Origin of the sequence: Polynucleobacter yangtzensis (assembly GCF_027924165.1) — a bacterium.
Classification (GTDB): domain Bacteria; phylum Pseudomonadota; class Gammaproteobacteria; order Burkholderiales; family Burkholderiaceae; genus Polynucleobacter; species Polynucleobacter yangtzensis.
Window position 1 is genome coordinate 724,023 of record NZ_AP026973.1, and the last position, 20,464, is coordinate 744,486.

20 protein-coding genes and 1 tRNA gene are annotated in these 20,464 nt (G+C 46.2%); 16 read left to right on the forward strand and 5 right to left on the reverse strand.

Features of this window, described 5'->3' with window-relative positions; genetic code table 11:
- Positions 1–26: 26 nt before the first annotated feature.
- The 8 genes from hfq (at position 27) to QMF28_RS03860 (ending at position 9,295) form a co-directional block, all read left to right on the forward strand.
- Positions 27–269 (forward strand): RNA chaperone Hfq, encoded by a 243-nt coding sequence (hfq, locus tag QMF28_RS03825; RefSeq protein ID WP_068321135.1) that lies wholly within the window; start codon positions 27–29, stop codon positions 267–269.
- Positions 262–1,503 (forward strand): GTPase HflX, encoded by a 1,242-nt coding sequence (hflX, locus tag QMF28_RS03830; protein WP_068321138.1) that lies wholly within the window; start codon positions 262–264, stop codon positions 1,501–1,503. The genes hfq and hflX overlap by 8 nt, the downstream gene beginning before the upstream one ends.
- The gene (gene hflK, locus QMF28_RS03835) at positions 1,493–2,980 is read left to right on the forward strand and encodes an FtsH protease activity modulator HflK (RefSeq protein WP_068321142.1); all 1,488 of its coding nucleotides are present in this window, start codon (positions 1,493–1,495) and stop codon (positions 2,978–2,980) included. Before hflX ends, hflK begins: the two co-directional genes overlap by 11 nt.
- On the forward strand, positions 2,980–3,849 hold the full coding sequence (gene hflC, locus QMF28_RS03840) for a protease modulator HflC (RefSeq protein ID WP_068321145.1): 870 nt from the start codon (positions 2,980–2,982) through the stop codon (positions 3,847–3,849). Before hflK ends, hflC begins: the two co-directional genes overlap by 1 nt.
- A gap of 20 nt (positions 3,850–3,869) precedes the next feature.
- Positions 3,870–5,033, forward strand: a complete 1,164-nt coding sequence (locus tag QMF28_RS03845; RefSeq protein WP_281743348.1) for an ATP phosphoribosyltransferase regulatory subunit — start codon at positions 3,870–3,872, stop codon at positions 5,031–5,033.
- A gap of 65 nt (positions 5,034–5,098) precedes the next feature.
- On the forward strand, positions 5,099–6,439 hold the full coding sequence (locus QMF28_RS03850) for an adenylosuccinate synthase (protein WP_281743349.1): 1,341 nt from the start codon (positions 5,099–5,101) through the stop codon (positions 6,437–6,439).
- A gap of 55 nt (positions 6,440–6,494) precedes the next feature.
- Positions 6,495–8,708, forward strand: coding sequence for a malate synthase G (locus QMF28_RS03855; protein WP_068321155.1), 2,214 nt, complete (start codon positions 6,495–6,497; stop codon positions 8,706–8,708).
- Between the two features lie 65 nt (positions 8,709–8,773).
- Positions 8,774–9,295: a hypothetical protein gene (locus QMF28_RS03860; RefSeq protein ID WP_281743350.1), complete on the forward strand. Its 522-nt coding sequence runs from the start codon at positions 8,774–8,776 to the stop codon at positions 9,293–9,295.
- Here QMF28_RS03860 and QMF28_RS03865 read toward each other — a convergent pair.
- Positions 9,261–9,776 carry a hypothetical protein gene (locus tag QMF28_RS03865; RefSeq protein WP_068321162.1) on the reverse strand — a complete coding sequence of 172 codons (516 nt, stop codon included), beginning with the start codon at positions 9,774–9,776 and terminating at the stop codon, positions 9,261–9,263. The genes QMF28_RS03860 and QMF28_RS03865 overlap by 35 nt on opposite strands.
- A gap of 108 nt (positions 9,777–9,884) precedes the next feature.
- Here QMF28_RS03865 and QMF28_RS03870 point away from each other — a divergent pair, with 108 nt between their 5' ends.
- The 4 genes from QMF28_RS03870 to QMF28_RS03885 are packed head-to-tail and all read left to right on the forward strand — an operon-like array spanning position 9,885 to position 13,126.
- Positions 9,885–11,099 (forward strand): MFS transporter, encoded by a 1,215-nt coding sequence (locus tag QMF28_RS03870; RefSeq protein ID WP_068321165.1) that lies wholly within the window; start codon positions 9,885–9,887, stop codon positions 11,097–11,099.
- 10 nt (positions 11,100–11,109) lie between these two features.
- Positions 11,110–11,796: a dienelactone hydrolase family protein gene (locus tag QMF28_RS03875; RefSeq protein WP_281743351.1), complete on the forward strand. Its 687-nt coding sequence runs from the start codon at positions 11,110–11,112 to the stop codon at positions 11,794–11,796.
- 5 nt (positions 11,797–11,801) lie between these two features.
- Entirely contained in the window at positions 11,802–12,608 is an 807-nt protein-coding gene (locus QMF28_RS03880) for a bestrophin-like domain (RefSeq protein ID WP_068321171.1), read from the forward strand.
- 17 nt (positions 12,609–12,625) lie between these two features.
- The gene (locus QMF28_RS03885) at positions 12,626–13,126 is read left to right on the forward strand and encodes a hypothetical protein (protein WP_068321173.1); all 501 of its coding nucleotides are present in this window, start codon (positions 12,626–12,628) and stop codon (positions 13,124–13,126) included.
- On the opposite strand, the gene QMF28_RS03890 is transcribed toward QMF28_RS03885, so the two are convergent.
- Both QMF28_RS03890 and QMF28_RS03895 read right to left on the reverse strand, forming a co-directional pair.
- On the reverse strand, positions 13,112–14,422 hold the full coding sequence (locus QMF28_RS03890) for an APC family permease (protein ID WP_281743352.1): 1,311 nt from the start codon (positions 14,420–14,422) through the stop codon (positions 13,112–13,114). The two genes, QMF28_RS03885 and QMF28_RS03890, sit on opposite strands and share 15 nt — an antisense overlap.
- 85 nt (positions 14,423–14,507) lie before the next feature.
- A tRNA-Leu gene (locus QMF28_RS03895) sits at positions 14,508–14,594 on the reverse strand.
- Positions 14,595–14,751: 157 nt separating this feature from the next.
- Here QMF28_RS03895 and rnr point away from each other — a divergent pair.
- Genes rnr through QMF28_RS03910 form a run of 3 tightly spaced genes read left to right on the forward strand, consistent with a single transcriptional unit; the run spans position 14,752 to position 18,137 of the window.
- Positions 14,752–17,133, forward strand: a complete 2,382-nt coding sequence (rnr, locus tag QMF28_RS03900) for a ribonuclease R (protein WP_281743353.1) — start codon at positions 14,752–14,754, stop codon at positions 17,131–17,133.
- Positions 17,134–17,168: 35 nt separating this feature from the next.
- Positions 17,169–17,936: a 23S rRNA (guanosine(2251)-2'-O)-methyltransferase RlmB gene (gene rlmB / locus QMF28_RS03905; protein ID WP_281743354.1), complete on the forward strand. Its 768-nt coding sequence runs from the start codon at positions 17,169–17,171 to the stop codon at positions 17,934–17,936.
- 15 nt (positions 17,937–17,951) lie between these two features.
- Positions 17,952–18,137 carry a YgaP family membrane protein gene (locus QMF28_RS03910; RefSeq protein ID WP_216214490.1) on the forward strand — a complete coding sequence of 62 codons (186 nt, stop codon included), beginning with the start codon at positions 17,952–17,954 and terminating at the stop codon, positions 18,135–18,137.
- A gap of 27 nt (positions 18,138–18,164) precedes the next feature.
- Here the strand turns inward: QMF28_RS03910 and tal are convergent, their stop codons facing one another.
- On the reverse strand, positions 18,165–19,142 hold the full coding sequence (gene tal, locus QMF28_RS03915; RefSeq protein WP_281743355.1) for a transaldolase: 978 nt from the start codon (positions 19,140–19,142) through the stop codon (positions 18,165–18,167).
- A 93-nt stretch (positions 19,143–19,235) separates the two neighbouring features.
- On the opposite strand from tal, the gene rpiA reads away from it, so the two are divergent.
- Positions 19,236–19,946, forward strand: coding sequence for a ribose-5-phosphate isomerase RpiA (rpiA, locus tag QMF28_RS03920; RefSeq protein ID WP_281743356.1), 711 nt, complete (start codon positions 19,236–19,238; stop codon positions 19,944–19,946).
- A gap of 235 nt (positions 19,947–20,181) precedes the next feature.
- Here rpiA and QMF28_RS03925 read toward each other — a convergent pair whose 3' ends face one another.
- Entirely contained in the window at positions 20,182–20,454 is a 273-nt protein-coding gene (locus QMF28_RS03925; RefSeq protein WP_068321192.1) for an oxidative damage protection protein, read from the reverse strand.
- Positions 20,455–20,464 lie beyond the last annotated feature (10 nt).

A 20,464-nucleotide genomic window follows, 5' to 3' on the forward strand; every position in this document is an offset into this window, starting at 1 on the left:
TTCAGAAAAGATAAATAAGGGGCAGTATGAATAACAAACAGATTCAATTACTTCAGGATCCATTTCTCAATGCACTGCGCAAAGAGCATGTACCTGTTTCGATCTATCTCGTAAACGGCATCAAGTTGCAGGGCAATATTGAGTCTTTTGATCAGTATGTTGTCCTCTTACGCAACACCGTGACGCAGATGGTTTACAAACATGCAATCTCGACGATTGTTCCTGCTCGTGCGATTGATTTCCGTTTAGAAGAAGCTAGCCCTGTATAAAACTGGAGTAGATGCGGCACGCGCTGTTCTGGTTGGAGTAGACACAGGGCGCGAAGATTTTGCTGACAGCATGGCTGAGCTCAGTCTTTTAGCTGATAGCGCTGGATCCATACCCGCAGCCAGTGTGATCGCCCGCAAAGGCAAGACAGATCCTGCTTTATTCATTGGTTCAGGCAAGGCCAATGAACTCAAAAGGGTCATGGAAGAGCAGGGCGCAGAACTAGCAATCTTTAATCATCCCTTATCTCCAACGCAGCAACGAAATTTAGAGCGTCACATTGGATTTCATGTGATGGATCGCACCGGTTTGATTTTGGACATCTTTAGTCAAAGAGCGCAAAGTCACATTGGTAAGACACAGGTTGAACTTGCGCAAGTGCGTTATCGCATGTCTCGATTGGTAAGAGCATGGAGTCACTTAGAGCGTCAGCGTGGTGGTATTGGTGTGCGCGGTGGCCCTGGTGAAACGCAAATGGAGTTGGACCGCCGGATGTTGGCAACCAAGGCCAAGCGTCTTGAGAATGAATTAGAAAAGCTACAGCGCCAACAAAGAACCCAAAGACGTGCTCGAAACCGCAAGGATGTGTTTTCAGTCTCTTTGGTGGGATACACCAATGCGGGCAAATCCACCCTTTTTAATGCCCTAACCAAAGCAGGGACATACGCGGCTGATCAGTTATTTGCCACCCTGGATACTACCTCCAGAAGGGTCCATTTGGATGGGGTTGGGTCAATCGTGGTCTCCGATACGGTGGGATTTATCCGAGATTTGCCCCACCAGCTGGTAGAAGCTTTTAGGGCAACCCTGGATGAAACCATTCATGCCGACCTGATTTTGCATGTCATAGACGCCTGTAGCCCCGTAGCTAGGGAGCAAAAGGCTGAAGTTGAGGCCGTTTTGGAGGAAATTGGGGCCGATGACATCCCTAGGATTGAGGTAATGAACAAAATTGACCTCATGCCTCAAACCTTTACCCGTGGGGCTGTTTTAGAGCGGGATGGGCAAGGCTTTCCTAGTCAGGTTTTCCTGTCGGCCCAGTCCGGCTTAGGGCTTGATTTACTTCGTTCAGCCCTCGCCGAATGCTCTCAAATGACTGATAGAATAAGGGTCGAGCACAACCGTGCCAAGAAACAATTGGCCCCGGATGAGTTTTTAGAGCCTTTACCTGAACGACCAGAAACTTCTGAATTTAATCCGATTTCCAACCCGAGCTATTTTTCTAATGACGCGTAAATTTCTAGGACTGTTTTCGGTCAATGACCCCGGATGGGGCAATAGCCACAATTCCGGTGGATCCAAAGATGCTAAAGATGGGCAGGGGGGCGATCAAGTTCCAAAAGCCGATCCAGAAACCAATCAGCCGGTAGAGACTCGACCAACAGGTCAGCCAAATAAGTCAGACGGTCCTCCAGATTTGGATGAGCTCTGGAGAGATTTCAACGACAGAATTGCTGGCATTTTTGGTGGCAAAAAATCTCCTGGCGCAGCTAGCAAGCCATCTAATAAGCCGAATAGCACTGATATTCCCCCGCCTTCTCAACGAGGTGGTGGTAGCGGTGGCAATGGTGGTGGAAGCGGTGGCTTCAGTGCGCCAAATCTCAACTTTAGCAATCCATTTGGATCAAAGGCAAGCATCCTGATTGCAGGTGCAGTTGTCTTCTTCATGTGGGTTTGCAGTGGCTTCTTCATTATTCAAGAAGGTCAAGCAGGCGTCATCCTTACTTTTGGTAAGTATGACTACACCGCAAAGCCAGGTATTAACTGGCGTATGCCATGGCCAATCCAGTCTGAAGAGACGGTGAACTTATCAGGTGTTCGTTCTGTAGAAGTAGGGCGCCCAGTCTTAATCAAAGCGACGAATCAAAAAGATTCTTCTATGCTGACTGAGGATGAAAACATTATCGATGTGCGCTTTGCAGTGCAATATCGCCTGAAAGATCCTACTGATTATTTATTTAACAATCGCGATCCTGATGCCGCAGTAGTACAAGCTGCTGAAACAGCTGTCCGCGAAATCGTTGCACGCAGCAAGATGGATACCGTGCTGTATGAAGGTCGTGAAAAGATCGGCATTGATTTAGCAAACTCTATTCAGAAGATTTTGGATAGCTACAAGACTGGTATCTATGTGACTAGCGTGACTGTGCAAAACGTTCAGCCACCGGAGCAGGTACAAGCAGCCTTTGATGACGCAGTGAAAGCTGGTCAAGACCAAGAGCGCTTAAAGAGCGAGGGTCAGGCATATGCGAATGACATTATTCCAAGAGCTAAAGGTACTGCCGAACGTCTGATTCAAGAGGCTGAAGGCTATAAGGCCCGTGTAGTAGCTACCGCAGAAGGCGATGCCACACGCTTCAAACAAGTTTTGGTTGAGTACTCTAAGGCTCCTCAAGTGACGCGTGATCGTATGTATATCGATAGCATGCGTGAGATGTACAACAACGTTACTAAGATTCTGGTTGACACCACTAAGAGCAATAGCCTTTTATATCTCCCGCTCGATAAGATCGTTGCACAGGTGAGTGCAGAAAGTGCTCAAGCTGCCAATGCACAGGTTCAATCTGGAGCAACTACTCCGACGGGAAGTGTGACAGTAGGCGGTGCTACTGGTTCAAGTGCATCCACCTCATCCTCTAGCGCCACTTCAACTAACAATAATTCCGCCGATAAGCGTGATGGCCTCCGTAGTCGCGATAGGGAGTCTAGATAATGAATGCAAATCGTTTAATTGCGGCAGGCATTGGCTTTGTTGCACTCATTTATGTCTTGTCCTCGAGCATCTTTGTTGTGGATCAGCGTAAGTATGCTGTGGTGTTTTCTTTTGGACAGATAGTTCGTGTGATTGAGAATCCCGGCATCCAAGTTAAGTTGCCGGCACCATTTGAAAGTGTTCGTTTCTTTGACCGCCGTATTTTGACAATCGACAATCCAGAAGCAGAGCGTTTCATTACAGCTGAGAAGAAAAACTTGCTGGTAGATTCTTATGTGAAATGGCGCATTGTCGATCCACGTAAGTTCTTCATTAGCTTTAAGGGTGATGAGCGCTTGGCGCAGGATCGCTTAACTCAGTTGGTTCGCTCAGCTTTAAATGAAGAGTTCACCAAGCGCACTGTGCGTGAGTTGATTTCTGATCAGCGTGAAGAGGTAATGCAGGGTATTCGCAAAAAGGTTGCGGATGACGCATCTGATATAGGCGTTGAGATTGTGGACGTGCGCTTAAAGCGTGTTGACCTATTGGCTGAAATTAGTGATTCTGTTTATCGCCGTATGGAAGCAGAGCGCAAGCGTGTTGCTAATGAGTTGCGCTCTATGGGTGCTGCTGAATCAGACAAGATTCGCGCAAATGCAGAACGTCAACGCGATACGATTTTGGCAGAAGCCTATCGTGATGCGCAAAAAATTAAGGGAGCAGGTGATGCTAAAGCGACTGCACTCTATGCAGAAGCGTTTGGTCGTGATCCTCAGTTTGCTCAGTTCTATCAGAGCCTAGAGGCCTATAGAAGTTCTTTCAAGGATAAGAAAGACGTGATGGTGGTTGAGCCGACTGGTGAGTTCTTCAAGTTCCTGCACAAAAAATAAGAAAGCAAATAGTTCACATTATGAATCGCTGGTTACTTCCTGAAGATATTGCAGATGTTTTGCCTGCTGAGGCTCGCAAAGTTGAGTCTTTGCGTCGTGCCGTTTTGGATTTATATCAGTCTTATGGTTATGAATTAGTTGCTCCTCCAATCTTGGAGTTCTTGGATTCTTTATTAACTGGTACCGGCTCAGATCTCAATCTTCAGACCTTTAAGTTGGTTGATCAGTTATCTGGCCGTACCTTGGGTTTGCGTGCAGATATGACACCCCAGGTAGCACGCATTGATGCGCACCTCTTAAATCGCGCTGGGGTTACTCGTCTCTGTTATGCGGGCTCTGTAGCGCACGCTCGCACCCCAGTGGGCAGCTCTGCTCGTGAAGAATTGCAGTTGGGCGCTGAGATTTATGGATGCTCCACTTGGGAAGCGGATTTAGAGGCTATTACTCTATTGCTTAAAACATTGTCTGTTGCCGGTTTGGAGAAGGTCTATATAGATTTGTCCCACGCTGGCATTTTGGCTGGCATCCTAGATGGTCAGAACTTAAATAAAGAAACGGTTGAAGCTTTGTATGGCCTCTTGCAAAGCAAAGATCGTTCACGTCTGACTCAATGGGCAACTTGCTTGCCAACTAATATTGCAAAAGCGCTGATAACTTTGACAGAGTTGAACGGTCCCTGTGCAGAAGTGCTGGCAAATGCAAAAAAAGACTTGCCTAAGCATGCTGCCATTGATCAGGCTTTATTGGATCTAGAGCGTTTAGTGTCTGCTGCAGCAAAGCTATCTGGCAATTTAGAGCTCAGTATTGATTTGGCTGATTTGCGTGGCTATCAGTATCACAGCGGTGTGATGTTTGCTGCCTATGTTGATCAATTACCGCAGCCAATTGCAAGAGGCGGTCGCTATGATCATGTTGGCCAAGCCTTTGGACGTCCACGTCCTGCTACTGGTTTTTCTTTGGATCTGCTAACACTAGCAAGCTTGTCGCCTTTAAGCATTCGCAAGCTGGCAATCATTGCCCCTTGGACCGAGGATGTTGAATTAAGCAAGGCTATCGCCACCCTCAGAGGTCAGGGCGAGGTAGTGATACAAGTTCCAGCAGGCACAACCCTTGAGGCTGCCGAATACGAATGTGACCGAGAGTTGGTGAAGCAGGGCAACTCTTGGGAAGTAAAAAAGAAGTAAGGCAGCAATTAAATTAAAGCAGTGAGCAGTTAACTTATTTTGTAATTATCTTTTTGGATTTCATTATGTCTTCAAAGCAGCAAGCTAAAGGTCGTAACGTAGTTGTCATTGGCACCCAGTGGGGTGATGAAGGCAAAGGTAAGGTGGTAGATTGGTTAACTGATCATGCACAAGCAGTAGTTCGCTTCCAGGGCGGCCATAATGCTGGTCATACTTTGATCATCGGCGATAAGAAAACAATTCTGCGATTGATTCCATCTGGAATCATGCATAAGTCTGTTATTTGCTATATCGGCAATGGCGTAGTTCTTTCACCAGAAGCCCTCTTCAAAGAAATTGGCGAATTAGAAGCTGCAGGCTTAGATGTTCAATCACGTCTCAAAATCTCTGAAGCAACTACATTGATTTTGCCGTACCACGTAGCAATCGACCATGCACGCGAGAAGAAGCGCGGCGAAGCAAAGATTGGTACAACTGGCCGTGGCATTGGACCAGCTTACGAGGATAAAGTAGCGCGTCGTGCATTGCGTGTACAAGATTTGTTCTACCCAGAAAAATTTGCAGCGCAGTTGCGTGAGAACTTGGAATATCACAATTTCATGCTCACCAATTACTATGGTGCTGAGCCAGTGAACTACGAGAAGACATTGGCTGAGGCGATGTCTTACGCAGAGCGCCTTAAGCCAATGGTGGTGGATGTCTCCAGTGCTTTATATGCTGCTGAGCAATCTGGTCAGAATTTGTTGTTTGAAGGTGCCCAGGGCACATTATTAGACATCGACCACGGTACTTACCCATACGTAACATCCAGTAACTGCGTAGCAGGTAATGCTGCTGCTGGTTCAGGTGTTGGACCAGATTCATTGCAATATATTTTGGGTATTACTAAAGCCTATTGCACCCGTGTTGGTGCAGGCCCGTTCCCAAGCGAACTCTATGACCATGACAACCCTGCTAAACAGGATCCAGTTGGAGTACGTTTAGCTGAAGTGGGTAAAGAATTTGGTTCTGTCACTGGACGTCCTCGCCGTACTGGTTGGTTGGATGCTGCTGCATTGAAGCGCTCCATTCAGATCAACGGCTTGTCTGGTCTTTGTATTACTAAGTTAGATGTTCTGGATGGTTTTGAAACCATTCGCTTATGTGTTGGCTACAACCTCGATGGTAAGAAGTTGGATGTATTGCCACGTGGTGCAGAAGCAGTAGCCCGCTGCGAACCAATCTATGAAGATTTCCCAGGCTGGAAGGGCACAACCTTTGGTATCCGAGAGTGGAGCAAACTGCCTGTTGAGGCACAAAACTTCCTGCGTCGTATCGAGGAAGTGGCTGGTAAGCCAATCGCAATGGTATCTACTGGCCCAGAGCGTGATGAAACCATTCTCCTCCAGCATCCTTTTCAGGATTAATGGAAAATAATCGATTCGATTTAATTTATTAACTTTTGTATAAGAAGATAACAACATGACTGCGCGCACTACCTGCAATAGCCTTCAAGTGGCAACCCCTTTATATCGTTTTATCGAAGACAAAGTACTCCCAGGTACCGGTATTAAGAGTGCTGACTTTTGGAAGGGTTTTGATGAAATCGTTAAAGATCTCACTCCAAAAAACGAAGCTCTGCTAGCTAAACGTGATCGCATTCAGGCTGATTTAGATAAATGGCATCAAGCCAATCCAGGCCCAATCAAAGATATGCCTGCGTATCGCAAGTTTTTGAAAGAGATTGATTATCTCGTTGATGTTCCAGGAAAAATTACTGCAACCACCAAGAATGTTGATGATGAGCTGGCTCTTCAAGCCGGCCCTCAATTAGTGGTTCCGGTTCTCAATGCGCGCTATGCATTGAATGCCGCTAATGCGCGTTGGGGTTCTTTATATGATGCCCTTTATGGTACTGACGTTCTCTCTGAAGAAGATGGCGCCACTAAGGCAGGCGCTTACAACCCAATTCGTGGTGCAAAGGTAGTTGCTTACGCACGTAACTTCTTGGATCAGTCGGCCCCCTTGGCTAAAGGCTCGCACCGTGACTCTGTTGCCTACACAGTTGATGGCAATAAGTTGGTAGTTAAGTTAAAAGATGGCACAACAACTGGTTTGGCTGACGAGAAGCAATTTGTTGGTTATCAAGGCGAGACTTCAGCACCAAGCTCAATCCTCTTGCGTAACAACGGCATTCATATTGATATCGAAATCAATAAGAGCAAAACGATTGGTGCAAGCGATCCTGCTGGAATCAATGATGTTGTATTGGAAGCCGCGCTTTCCACTATTTTGGATTTGGAAGACTCAATTGCTGCAGTGGATGGCGATGACAAAGTTCTTGCCTATGAAAACTGGTTAGGCATCCTCAAGGGAACTTTGGTTGAAGAAGTGAAGAAGGGTGATAAGACGATTACTCGTGCACTCAACCCGGACCGTAAATACAAAGCCGGCATTGGTGCTGTTGATGCAAAAGATGGCGTTGTGACATTACATGGCCGTTCACTCTTGTTCCTCCGTAACGTTGGTCATTTGATGACTAACCCAGCCATCATCACCGGCGAAGGTAAAGAAATCTATGAAGGGATCCTGGATGCTGTCGTAACTGTATTGATTGCTTTGTACGATATCAATCGTCCAGCAAGCCAAGCTATCGGTAATACACGTAAGGGTTCTGTTTATATCGTTAAGCCAAAAATGCATAGCCCAGAAGAAGTGGCTTTTGCAGGCGAATTGTTTAGCCGCGTAGAGAAATTACTCGGCTTGCCAGCTGACACTGTGAAGCTTGGCATCATGGACGAGGAGCGTCGCATGAGCGCGAACATTAAGGCGGCGATTGCTGCTGCTGGTGCACGTGTTGCCTTTATTAACACTGGCTTCTTGGATCGCACTGGCGATGAGATGCACACTGCAATGTATGCAGGTCCAATGATGCGCAAGGGCGATATGAAAACCAGCAAGTGGTTGTCAGCCTATGAGCGTCGTAACGTATTTGCGGGTTTAGATTGTGGCTTGCGTGGCCGCGCTCAAATCGGTAAAGGTATGTGGGCAATGCCAGACATGATGAAGGCCATGGTTGAGCAGAAGATTGTTCATCCAAAAGCAGGTGCAAACACTGCATGGGTTCCATCTCCAACGGCTGCTACCTTGCATGCACTTCATTACCATCAAGTAAACGTAGCTGAGCTCCAAAAGGAAATGGAAAAGCTCGATACCCAAGCTGAAGCTGAGGCCTTAATCAATGATTTGTTGACTATTCCGGTTGTGGAAAAGGCTAACTGGTCTAAAGAAGAGATTCAGCAAGAGTTGGACAACAATTGCCAAGGTATCTTGGGTTACGTAGTTCGTTGGATCGATCAAGGCGTTGGTTGCTCTAAGGTGCCGGATATTCATAACGTAGGTTTGATGGAAGACCGCGCAACTTTGCGCATCTCCAGCCAGCATATTGCTAACTGGTTACTCAATGGCATTGTGACTGCAGACCAAGTGAATGAAACTTTGCAGCGTATGGCTAAAGTGGTTGATGGCCAGAATGCTGGCGATCCTTTGTACAAGCCAATGATGCCAAATTACAAAGATTCTTATGCCTACAAAGCAGCAAGTGACTTGATTTTCAAAGGTCTTGAGCAGCCTAATGGCTACACCGAGCCTTTGTTGCACGCTTGGCGTTTAGAAGTGAAGAAGGCTCACGCTTAATTCTTCTTTAGCGCTCTAGATAAGAATGGATTTGCCCACAAAGCAAATCCATTTTTTATTAGCCCATGTCTATGTTCGGCTTTCTGAACCCCTTCTCTAAAACGTACTCCAAGTATTCATTTCAATTAAATGATGGTGGTAGGGAGAAGGCTGGCTTTAAAGGTGGGGCAGGGGATTGCGTTGTTAGATCTATTGCGATTGCAGCGAATCTTCCCTATATGCAAGTGTATGAAGATCTCAGGCTTGCCAACGAAAGATATGCCCAAGTCAAAAACGATCGTCTTGCCAAGAGATTAAGTATTAAAGGATCGTCACCCAGAAACGGCAATCACCGCAATGTATTCCATGATTACATCCTATCCAAAGGATTTGAGTGGGTGCCAACCATGAAAGTAGGGTCGGGCTGTCAGGTTCATTTACGACCTGATGAGTTGCCCGATGGAGTCCTAATAGCCAAGGTTTCTAAGCATCTCACCACCATCATTGATGGGGTGATTCATGACACACACGATCCATCGCGAGATGGAAATCGCTGTGTCTATGGCTACTACATTAAGAAGCGCCAGGATCTTTTTGGTGGTGCTTGAGATTCCAAGCGGCTTTATATGAATTGGTCATGCCAATCATAGTAGAGGTAGTCCAAGCCACTGAAAATAATCCAGAAAAAGAAATAAAGAAGGCAAGACTCTTCCAGCCAGCCGGCAATATATCCTCCACGAAGCCTACTGTGGTGTAGCAACTGCCCACGAAAAGCAAGGTTTGAATACCATCATTCATGATGCCAAGTGCCATGACATAAAGCGACCAAATAATAATTTCACTAATATGGATCAGGGCAATAAAGAAAAAGGATGCATAAAAATGAAAAAATACGCGGTTATATTGCTTAAATTTAAGATTCCCGTTCGTTAGTCTTTCAAAACGCAGCATGATGTAATTAATCGCACTGCCATGAAAGAGAAGAATCAGAAGTAAGCCAAAAACTCCATAAAAGGTATCTCTAATCAGAGGTAGAAGTGGGATTCCGCCTAGCGTTGATTGGGTAATGATTTCAGTGGAAATGGACATAAGTTAGGCGAATTTCATTTGGTTTAAGGCAGGCAAATTTCCTTATCAGGGTTGATAATGTCATATTGATTAAGCCAAGTAAAGCATCCCTTGAATACCGCCACTCATATGACTGAAACCAAGAAGCGAGAACGCTTCTTTTTGTTTTCTTTGGCGGGCATACAGTTCACCCATATCTTAGATTTCATGATCATGATGCCTTTGGGCCCTGAATTTATTCGGGAGCTCAATATCAACACGCATCAATTTGGTTTATTGCTTTCTTCTTATACTTTTGCTGCAGCTGCCGCTGGTATTTTGGCAACCTATTACGTAGACCGATTTGAGCGTAGGCAACTTCTATTAAGTTTGTATGCACTCTTTATCATCGCCACTTTTGCTTGTGGCTTAGCCCCTAACTATGAAGCGCTCTTTATTGCTCGCGCATTTGCCGGTGCCTTTGGCGGTATCCTAGGATCCCTAGTACAAACCATTGTTGCTGACTCAATTCCATTTGAGCGAAGGGGTAAGGCGCTAGGTACAGTAATGGCTGCATTTTCAGTATCGACAGTTGCAGGAGTTCCTCTGGGATTATTTCTTGCGAACCATATTCCAAGCTTGGGTTGGCGCGCACCATTCTTTTTTATTGCCTTAATTTCAAGTCTGATTCTTTATTTGGGCTATCGCAATATTCCCAAGATCGCGGGGCATTTGGATCATGTTCATGAAGGCAGTCGACTGAGTCAGGTTTTGAAGATCTTGATTGCACCCCAGCATGTCAAAGCCTTTATCTTCATGGCGCTCATTATGATTACAGGGTTCTCGGTCATCCCCTATATCGCACTGTATTTCACCTCCAATGTTGGAATTAGTAACTCCTATATTTCGTTAATTTATTTGTGCGGCGGTGTAGCCACCCTGATGAGCTCCCGTTTTATAGGGCATATGTCTGATAAGTATGGAAAAGTTACTGTTTTCAGAGTCCTGGCTATTGTGAGTCTCGTACCACTGTTGGTAACAACCAATTTACCGGTAACGCCGTTGTGGATTGTGCTGATTAACTCAACCGCATTTTTCATTCTGGTATCTGGTCGAATGATTCCGGCAATGGCAATGGTGAGCCAAGTGGTTGAAAACAAGATTCGTGGAACCTTTATGAGTTTGGTTGGCTCAGTACAAATGCTGTCCTCAGGAATTGCTTCGGTTTTGGCTGGTTGGATAGTCACCATTGGGCCTGATGGCATGATGCAGCACTACAACCTCGTGGGCTATGGTGCCGCAATTTGCGGGTTGCTCACCTTCTGGCTGGTAGGATATATTCATTCTGATACGAAAAAAGCATAAGGAGATACCCATGATCGAATTCAAAAGACCCGATGGGCAAACTGTAAAAGGCTACCTTGCTGAGCCAGTCGATAAGTCCAATGCTCCGGGAGTTGTTGTGATTCAGGAGTGGTGGGGGCTAGATGATGAGGTTAAGGCAGTAGCCGATCGTCTTGCTGGTGCTGGCTACAGAGCATTGGTCCCTGACCTATATCGCGGTAAATTGGCGATTGAAGCCAATGAAGCAGAGCATCTGATGGGAGATCTTAATTTTGGTGATGCTGCTGGACAAGATATCCGTGGCGCCGTTCAGTATTTAAAAGCTACCGGGAGTGCCAAAGTTGCGGTAACGGGCTTCTGTATGGGTGGTGCACTCACCATCTTGGCTGCCTGCAATGTGCCTGAGCTTGATGGCTCTATAGTTTGGTATGGCAACCCACCCCTCGAGTATGTCGATGCAAAAGCAATTACTAAGCCGATGCTAGCGCATTGGGCTTTGCATGATGAGTTTTTCCCGATCTCCGGCGTAGATCAATTGGAGGAAAAGTTAAAGCAGGCGGGCGTTCATTACGATTTCCATCGCTATGACACCAAACATGCTTTCGCCAATCCCAAATCAGATGTCCGTGGTCTACCTCCCTTGAAGTACAGCGCCGAGGCTGCCCAGCTGGCCTGGGAGCGCACACTCAATTTTTTAAATAAATACATCAATAACTAGTCCCTATGAACACTCGACGTGAAGATGTGCTCTTCAATTGGATATACAAAAAAAGTAATATCCAAATTTTACTAATACTGATCCTCTTTTTTGTTACTTTGCTTGATGTATTGCCACGCTTATTGCAATGTATTCCCATCTTTGCGCCAACCCAAGACAGCACTAGATTGGGCTTGGGTCTTTTTGGATCCATCATTACTTTAAGTGGTTTGTTGATTGGTTTTTTACTGAATCAAGCGCAAACTAATTTTCGCGAGGTCCAGACCTTAGTTTCTCAAGAGGCAGGTCGCATCAATAACTTGGATCGTTTGCTGACTCGATTTGGAGATCCATCTATTGGGCCTATACGTGCGGAGCTATTTGAGTATATGAATTCCATCGTCAATGACGAATGGGCTTTATTGCAAAAAGGTGAGGGGAGCTCTAAGACCCATATGTTATGGCGGAGCATTTCTCGGAAGCTCATGGCGATTGAGCCTCATAGTAATCGGCAAACAGCCATGTACACCGACATCATTAAGAAGTCAGAAGAGGTCGCGGAGAGCAGGGAGGCTCGTATAGAGCGCTCCACTATTAGGCTGCCAGGTTTATTTTGGATAGTTATTCTGATTTGTATGTTTGCACTGATGGGGACCAATACTTTATTTCTGCCATCCGACTCTTTTTTCTTTGGCTTAAAGATTCTGCCAATCACAATGGGGGCTTTGATCTCGCTTTTGGTCATTACGGATCAGCCATTTAAAGGGCAGAATTCGGTACAGCCGGATGCCTTCTATAAAATTATTGAATCCATTAAAACTCGTAAAGAGTAATCTGTCCTTGAATTTATATGCACTTATTTTCAGAAAATCTCGCTGTAGAAATTTCATCCTACTACCGTAATTTGGCCTTGGGTCATGGCGTGGTGCCGAAGGTCTTTACTTTGGTAAATGGCGAGGGTGACCAATACCTTTTCTTTATAGATGATCTCCCTTATGAGAAAGAGGAAGAAAAGAATCAATTTCTGGCATATATCGTTCAGCAGCATGATGCTGTTTGCTATGCTCGCGGCACTCTGGTGATTGTTGAAAAAAATCAGCAATATATTGAGTTTGCTGTGATTGATAAGGATGATGCTCAAGCGATTGTCTGTTCTGCTCAGCTGACTAGGGATATGGACGATAAGCCAATTGGCTTGGGAGAGTTTGAGAAGACTCTAGTCAAGAAGGGTTCCATTATTTTTGGGGGTCTCTTTGCTCCTATTCAGCTGTCCGAAGAAAAGACTGAAGACTTCGAAAGTCTCTGGTTGGAAATGAAAGCAAAAATCTTGCACCGCTCAATGGGCTTGTAATTTCTTTCTCAGAAATTTACGAGAAGTGGCTTCTATCGCAAAAGATCCAATTAAGGCGGCAATGAGAGCGATTGCACTTCCTCGAGCACTCTCAATCACATTGATCAATAAAGTTACAAACAAGCTTAGGTTGATGATGATTGCGGCCCAGAGTGGCCAAAGCTTGGCGCCAGTTTGCTTCCGCACACGAATATGTCCATACGTAATTGCGGCGTAGACCAATAAAAAGGCGAGACTCGCCATTTTTCCAACCACCTCTAGTGGGAAAGCTAATACCAAAGCAATAACCAAAACGGTAGATACAGTTAAAGAGCGTAACCCTGTTGTTAGAACGGACTCGCCAAGTGCTTTGGAGATCGAGTTCTTATTGGCCATGTCAGCAGCGATATTAGATGCGGCAAAGATCGTGGCATTTAGAGCTGCAGCACAGGCTAAAAGGGCAGACGCACCAATTACAACAAAGCCTGTCTTACCGGCTACTATTTGGGCCGCGTCCGCCAATACATGGCCGTTATAGGCTGCCATTTGGGCGGGGGATAGTAGCAGGATGGCTGCGGTACTTACTAGAACATAGGCAATAGTTACCAGCACAAGCGCTGAAAACATTGCCAGCGGAAGTTCCTTGCGAGGCTCTTGCATGGCATTGGAAGAGTTGGTGACTACACCAAAGCCTTGATAGTTGATGTACAAAATGCCGGTAGCAATAGCAATGCCATTGATAGACCAGTTCGACATCTTATGTGCGCCAATATCGGCAACATAAATGCCATCTATAGAAAAGAGTATTAGAGCAATTGTCACAAAGCCAATCGCCAGTGCCTCGACTTTGCCAACAAAATTGGTGCCAAGCAATTTAATCCCGGCGCAAAAAACTACTATGCCTGCGCTAACTAACTTTACTTCTAGCGGCGATAAATTGCCGCCAAGTAAGGTGTTAGCGTATTCAGAAAAACCCGCAGCGTAAAGCGCGGCGGCAATTAGGTAGGCTATGAATTGAAATATATTGAGACCGCCAGAAATAACGCCTGGGCCAAAACTCATCACGGTGAATGTGGCAGCTCCTCCACTACTAGGAAACGTGGCACCTAATTTGGCATAGGAATAGACGGAGAAGGATGCAGCAATGGCGCCAAGCAAAAAGGCCAGCGGAATATGTGTTCCTGCATGAGCACTTGCAGTGCCCAACAGGGAAAACAGTCCCGCACCCATCATCCCGCCGATACCAAGGGCAGTGGCTGAAAAAAGGCTTATCCCTTTATTTTTCTTGCTCGTGGTTTTGAGTAACGCGGGGTTCAATTTGGTCTAGTGAGTAAGGAGTGAGGTTCAGCAACGAAACGACAGAACCCTGAATTTAGGCTCTTTTGGGTGACTTTAAGCTATTTGGTGCCCAGGAAGGGACTCGAACCCCCACAACCTTACGATCGCCAGCACCTGAAGCTGGTGCGTCTACCAATTTCGCCACCTGGGCATGCCTTTATTATAGAGGGATGGGCATTTCTAGGTCATTTCTGGCCCCATTTGGCTTTTTCCCATCGGACTTGGTGGTTTGATACAGTAGCCTTATTCATAACAAAAATAGATATCTCTAGATATATAGACAGGGCATGTATTGCCGAAGGAATTAAATGCGTAAAGCAAAAGACTTGGTGCCACGTGAGGCTGACCGTTTAGGAACAGTTCAAGGGCATCGAGATGGATTTGGATTTGTTATTCCCGATGACGGTGGCGAAGATATCTTTCTATCTGAAAGAGAAATGTCTCGCGTCATGCACGGCGATAGAGTCAATGTTAGGGTTCTGGGTACAGACCGCCGCGGTCGTCCCGAAGGTCAAATCGTTGAAGTTGTTCTTCATGTCAATAAAGTAGTTATCGGCCGCCTCTTAAATGAGAATGGTGTTTTGATTGTTGCGCCAGAAGATAAGCGCATCGGCCATGACATTTTGATTCCACCAAAAGGTCAGGGCAATGCCAAATTAGGCCAAGTGGTTAGTGTCGAGATTATCGATTACCCAGATAGCTATCGCCAAGCGGTTGGGCGCGTAGTAGAGGTCTTGGGTGAGATTGACGATCCCGGTATGGAAATCGAAATCGCTGTGCGTAAGTATGGCGTACCCCATGAGTTTTCTGCTGCTGCTATGAAAGAGGCCGCAGCCTTACCGGATACAGTCCAGCAGGCTGATCTAGAAGGTCGTGTTGATCTGCGTGATGTGCCCTTGGTTACGATCGATGGTGCTGACGCACGAGATTTTGATGATGCGGTTTACTGTGAGCCGGTTATGTACGGCCAGACTAAGGCTTGGCGTTTAATCGTGGCAATTGCTGACGTATCGCATTACGTTAAACCTGGTCAGCCATTGGATGATGAAGGTTTGTTGCGCGCTACTTCGGTGTATTTCCCAAGGCGTGTGATCCCAATGCTGCCAGAAAAGATCTCCAATGGTCTTTGCTCTCTTAATCCGGGTGTAGATCGCTTGTGTATGGTTTGCGATTCTGTTGTGGATAACAACGGTATTGTGTTGGCATATCAGTTCTATCCAGCGGTAATGCACTCAGCACAAAGATTCACTTACGACACTGTTTGGGAGATTCTTTCTAACAGCAAGGGTCCTGAAGCAACTCGCTTTGCACAGTTCCGCCCATTACTAACAAATCTCTACTCGTTGTTTAAGATTTTGTTATCAGCCCGTGAGAAGCGGGGTGCAATTGAGTTTGAAACAACTGAGACTCAAATCATTAGCAATGAGCTAGGCAAGATTCTGAGGATTGAGCCACGTCTCCGCAATGATGCACACCGCTTAATTGAAGAGTGTATGTTGACTGCTAACGTTTGTGCCGCAGACTTCATTGATAAAAATAAGCACCTCAGCTTGTATCGTGTTCACGGTGAGCCATCAGAAGAGAAGTTGGTTACTTTGCGCCAAGTTCTCAGAACCTCCGGTCTCTCATTGGGCGGCGGCGATAAACCTAAGCCACGCGATTACGCTAAATTGATGCGTGAAATTAAAGAGCGGCCAGATGCCAATATGCTGCAGTCGGTTGTGTTGCGCTCTATGCAGCAGGCTATGTACCAGCCAGATAACGAAGGCCACTTTGGCTTGGCTTATCCAGCTTACTCTCACTTCACTAGCCCAATTCGTCGCTACCCTGACTTGCTAACGCATCGCGTAATCAAGTCGATCCTCCAGAAAAAGCCTTACGTACCAGTCTTGCCGCCGAAGGTGCCTCTCAACCTCACTCTGCCACGTAAAGGTAAGGGTCGTGAGAATGCAGTTAATGCCAAGAAATCCCAAAGCGATGCAAAAGCAGGGGTCAAGGGTGCAAAAACACCTAAAGGCGTAAATGCCGCATTGCCAATCTGGGGTCAATTAGGTGTTCACTGCTCATCCAATGAGCGCCGTGCTGATGAAGCATCTCGTGATGTTGAAGCATGGCTCAAGTGTTACTACATGCGCGACCACTTGGGTCAAGAGTATGCGGGTACAGTCACTGGCGTAGCCAACTTTGGCTTATTCATTCAGTTGGAAAATCTGTTCGTCGAGGGTATGGTGCATGTCACTGAACTCGGCGGAGATTACTTCCAATATGACGAAGCGCGCCAAGAATTGCGCGGTGAGCGTACTGGAATACGTTATCGCTTAGGTGATCGTATGCATGTATTGGTAAGTCGCGTTGATTTAGATGCTCGCAAGATTGAATTTAGCTTAGTTAAGTCAGTTGGAGCAGAGCCTGGCGGATCATCTAACCGCCGTCAGTTATTGTTGGCAACTGATACTGGTAGACCCAATAAAAAAGCAGCTTCTAAAAAGAGTCGTCCGGATAATAAGATCCCGCAAAAGCCTAGTGGTATCAATGTGAATGCGGCTAAATCTGCGGGCACACTAGGTGCTAACCAGTCAAAGAGCAAAGCCACTCGCAAAAGCGCCAAGACCAGCAAACCTGGAAGATCTGTTGGTAAACCGACGGGTAGCAAGCCTCCAGTTCGCAGCACTAAAGCGCGCCGCAAATAAAGACACTCTGTATAGAAATTAAGTTAGAAAAGAAAATGAAACAAATATTAGTTGGATTTCATGCGGTACAAGCGCGTTTACGAGTAGATCCGGGCAGTTTGAAGTCGGTGTACTTTGATTCTGGTCGTCGCGACAGGCGCATGGGTGATTTTTTAAAGCAAGCCGAAGAGATTCTGGGTGAGCGTTTGCATGCAGCAGACGCTGAACGTCTCCATAAGTTAACTGGGCATGACCGTCACCAAGGTGTAGTTGCTTTGGCTGAAAAAATGACTGTTGCCAGAACCATTACTGAAGTGGTTGAAGATGCAGAGAGTGCGCAGAAGAAACCATTATTTTTGGTTTTGGACGGTGTTACTGATCCCCATAACTTTGGTGCATGTCTGCGCGTAGCGGATGGTGCTGGTGTAGATGCAGTTGTAATCCCTAAAGATCGCTCAGCATCCATTAATGCCACCGTAAGCAAGGTATCCAGTGGCGCAGCAGAAGTCATGCCTGTGATTACTGTTACCAATCTTGTTCGTAGCATGAAAGAAATGCAAGAAGCGGGAGTTTGGCTGATTGGTACGGATGATGAAGCGACTAAGTCGATCTATGACATCGATCTTACGGGCTCTATTGGTATTGTCATGGGGGCCGAAGGCGAGGGCATGCGTCGCCTCACAAAAGAAAACTGTGACGAGCTAGTCCGTATCCCAATGCAGGGGGTGGTCTCCAGTTTGAATGTATCGGTTGCAAGTGGCGTATGCTTGTATGAGGCATTAAGACAGCGCCTAGCCAAAGTATCTGACAAAGCTGCCAAGTAAAATAAGGAGCTTCATATGAAATGCAATATGGGACATACAGATCGCGTTCTGCGAATGACTGTTGGCGTAACTCTGATGGGTTTAGCTGGTTTTGGTATTACCGGCCCCTGGGCCTGGATAGGGATCGTTCCATTGTTAACGGGAATGATTGGTAATTGCCCCGCTTACTCAATACTGGGTATTAATACCGGCAAGAAGTAAGCGGTATTAAAAATTACTACTGGTCAATCAACTAGCCAGTAGCGCCTCTAGCTTCTCAGTATCCACGCAGAAGTTCCGAATGCCTTCAGCTAATTTCTCGGTTGCCATGGCATCATTATTGAGTTGCAGGCGGAAATTGGACTCATCGAGCTTAAGGGGCTTAATGCCTTCAGCCTGTAATGCCGCTTGAGCATTAACGGGATTAAGTTTTTTCTCAACAGACGCATTACTACTTTTAAGTTCCGCCAATAGTTCAGGGCTAATGGTTAGTAGGTCGACGCCTGCCAACTCCAGTATCTGGCTAGTGTTTCTGAAACTTGCACCCATGATTTCGGTTGGGATGCCAAAGTGCTTGTAGTAATGAAAAATTCTCTTCACTGAAATCACGCCTGGATCATTTGCTCCGCCATTGGCGGTATCGCTCCAGTTGGCACCAAGCTTAGCTTTATTCCAATCAGTAATGCGACCCACAAATGGAGAGATCAATTTGGCATTGGCTGCGCCACAGGCTGCTGCTTGAACTAAAGAGAAGAGTAAGGTCATATTGCAATGAATGCCTTGGGCTTCTAATTCTTTTGCGGCAGCAATGCCCTCCCATGTGCCGGCTAATTTAATCAGAATGCGATTGCGATCAATTCCGTGAGATTCGTATAGGGCAATTAAATGCTTGGCTTTGGCAACAGTTCCTTTAGTATCAAAAGAAAGTCTGGCATCCACTTCGGTAGAAACACGACCAGGGACAATCTTCAAAATCTCCAAGCCAAATGCAACCAAGATGTAATCCACGAGGTCGGTTGGGTTCATGCCTGGATGGGCTGCTTTTACAGACTTCACTAAATCCTGGTAATTGCTTTGCTGAGCAGCTTTTAGAATCAGCGAGGGGTTGGTAGTCGCATCCTGCGGTTGGAAGGCCTGCATACGCTCAAAATCGCCTGTATCGGCTACAACCGTAGTGAGTTTCTTGAGTTGTTCTAACTGGCTTAATGCTGAGGCGGTGCTGTTCATGGGCTTGCTCAATGCTCTAAAGTGGTTTGCTTGTGAATATCATATGATAGATGGATTAATTAATCAGTTCCAGTAAAGGCGTTTGATAGCTATATGAATCAAGATCAACTCAAGCAAATGGTAGGTGAGGCGGCCAGAGATGAAGTTCTCAAGTTGCCCGCTGGACAGGTTTTGGGAGTGGGCACAGGCTCTACTGCCAATTGCTTTATTGATGCGCTAGCTCCGCATAAGGATCATTTTGCAGGCACGGTATCTAGCTCTAATGCGACTACGGAGCGCTTGCTAAAGCACGGTTTTAAAGTGCTTGATCCCAACGATGTCCAAGGCTTGCCTGCTTATGTAGATGGTGCAGATGAAATCGATCCAACTGGACATATGATTAAAGGTGGCGGTGGGGCACTTACTAGAGAAAAAATCATTGCCTCTATGGCAAAGCAATTCATTTGCATTTGTGACTCATCAAAGCAGGTGCCGGTTCTAGGTAACTTTGCGCTGCCAGTAGAAATCATTCCTCTTGCTCAGGGTGTCGTGAGTCGCGAATTGGAGAGGTTTGGCGGCAAGGTAACTCTCCGCTTGGCGAAAAATACTCGCGCTGATCTCAATCAAACACCAGCTGAGCCGTTTGTTACGGATAACGGTGGATGGATCTTGGACGTCGCAGGTTTAAAGATTGCCAACCCAGTTCAGATGGAAGCGCAAATCAATCAAATTGCTGGCGTAATCACCGTTGGCCTGTTTGCCAAAGAAAAAGCCAATATTTTGCTAGTGAGTAATGCTGCAGGCGTTGAGCGTATCGTTCTTTAGGAAATAAAAAACCCGACGGGGTATCCCCATCGGGTTGTTTTGCCATGGTTTGCATGGCGCAGGCGCTCGGAAGGTATTTAGTTCCTTAGCCTATAAGCACATAGATGTACTTATTGAGATTGGCTTTCGCCAATGTGGCAGGGCACTATAACTGCCTCACCACGACTTCATCCTACGCTTATCTTTGGCGGTGTCAACACCCCAAATCAATATTTAATTAAAAGGTAATGAATATTTATTCTGCTGGAGGGACGTAACCTTGCGCCATATCCGCACCACCCTCAAAGAAATACTTTTCTACCTGCTTTAAGAGGTATTGGCGCGCGCGTGGATCTGCCATATTGAGGCGATTTTCGTTAATTAACATGGTTTGCTGCTTTAACCAACCAGCCCAAGCTTCTTTCGAAACTTGATTCCAAATCTTTTTACCCAGCTCTCCAGGAAGAGGGGCGAAATCCATACCTTCAGCTTCTTTATTGAGTTTGATACATTGAACCATGCGTGCCATCTGTAATGCC

Bases quoted from the DNA above. Each gene is read 5' to 3' on its own strand.
- hfq (WP_068321135.1), top strand. From the start codon at position 27: ATGAATAACAAACAGATTCAATTACTTCAGGATCCATTTCTCAATGCA.
- hflK (WP_068321142.1), top strand. From the start codon at position 1,493: ATGACGCGTAAATTTCTAGGACTGTTTTCGGTCAATGACCCCGGATGG.
- hflC (WP_068321145.1), top strand. From the start codon at position 2,980: ATGAATGCAAATCGTTTAATTGCGGCAGGCATTGGCTTTGTTGCACTC.
- QMF28_RS03845 (WP_281743348.1), top strand. From the start codon at position 3,870: ATGAATCGCTGGTTACTTCCTGAAGATATTGCAGATGTTTTGCCTGCT.
- QMF28_RS03850 (WP_281743349.1), top strand. From the start codon at position 5,099: ATGTCTTCAAAGCAGCAAGCTAAAGGTCGTAACGTAGTTGTCATTGGC.
- QMF28_RS03855 (WP_068321155.1), top strand. From the start codon at position 6,495: ATGACTGCGCGCACTACCTGCAATAGCCTTCAAGTGGCAACCCCTTTA.
- QMF28_RS03860 (WP_281743350.1), top strand. From the start codon at position 8,774: ATGTCTATGTTCGGCTTTCTGAACCCCTTCTCTAAAACGTACTCCAAG.
- QMF28_RS03865 (WP_068321162.1), bottom strand. From the start codon at position 9,776: ATGTCCATTTCCACTGAAATCATTACCCAATCAACGCTAGGCGGAATC.
- QMF28_RS03870 (WP_068321165.1), top strand. From the start codon at position 9,885: ATGACTGAAACCAAGAAGCGAGAACGCTTCTTTTTGTTTTCTTTGGCG.
- QMF28_RS03875 (WP_281743351.1), top strand. From the start codon at position 11,110: ATGATCGAATTCAAAAGACCCGATGGGCAAACTGTAAAAGGCTACCTT.
- QMF28_RS03880 (WP_068321171.1), top strand. From the start codon at position 11,802: ATGAACACTCGACGTGAAGATGTGCTCTTCAATTGGATATACAAAAAA.
- QMF28_RS03885 (WP_068321173.1), top strand. From the start codon at position 12,626: ATGCACTTATTTTCAGAAAATCTCGCTGTAGAAATTTCATCCTACTAC.
- rnr (WP_281743353.1), top strand. From the start codon at position 14,752: ATGCGTAAAGCAAAAGACTTGGTGCCACGTGAGGCTGACCGTTTAGGA.
- rlmB (WP_281743354.1), top strand. From the start codon at position 17,169: ATGAAACAAATATTAGTTGGATTTCATGCGGTACAAGCGCGTTTACGA.
- QMF28_RS03910 (WP_216214490.1), top strand. From the start codon at position 17,952: ATGAAATGCAATATGGGACATACAGATCGCGTTCTGCGAATGACTGTT.
- tal (WP_281743355.1), bottom strand. From the start codon at position 19,142: ATGAACAGCACCGCCTCAGCATTAAGCCAGTTAGAACAACTCAAGAAA.
- rpiA (WP_281743356.1), top strand. From the start codon at position 19,236: ATGAATCAAGATCAACTCAAGCAAATGGTAGGTGAGGCGGCCAGAGAT.
- QMF28_RS03925 (WP_068321192.1), bottom strand. From the start codon at position 20,454: ATGGCACGCATGGTTCAATGTATCAAACTCAATAAAGAAGCTGAAGGT.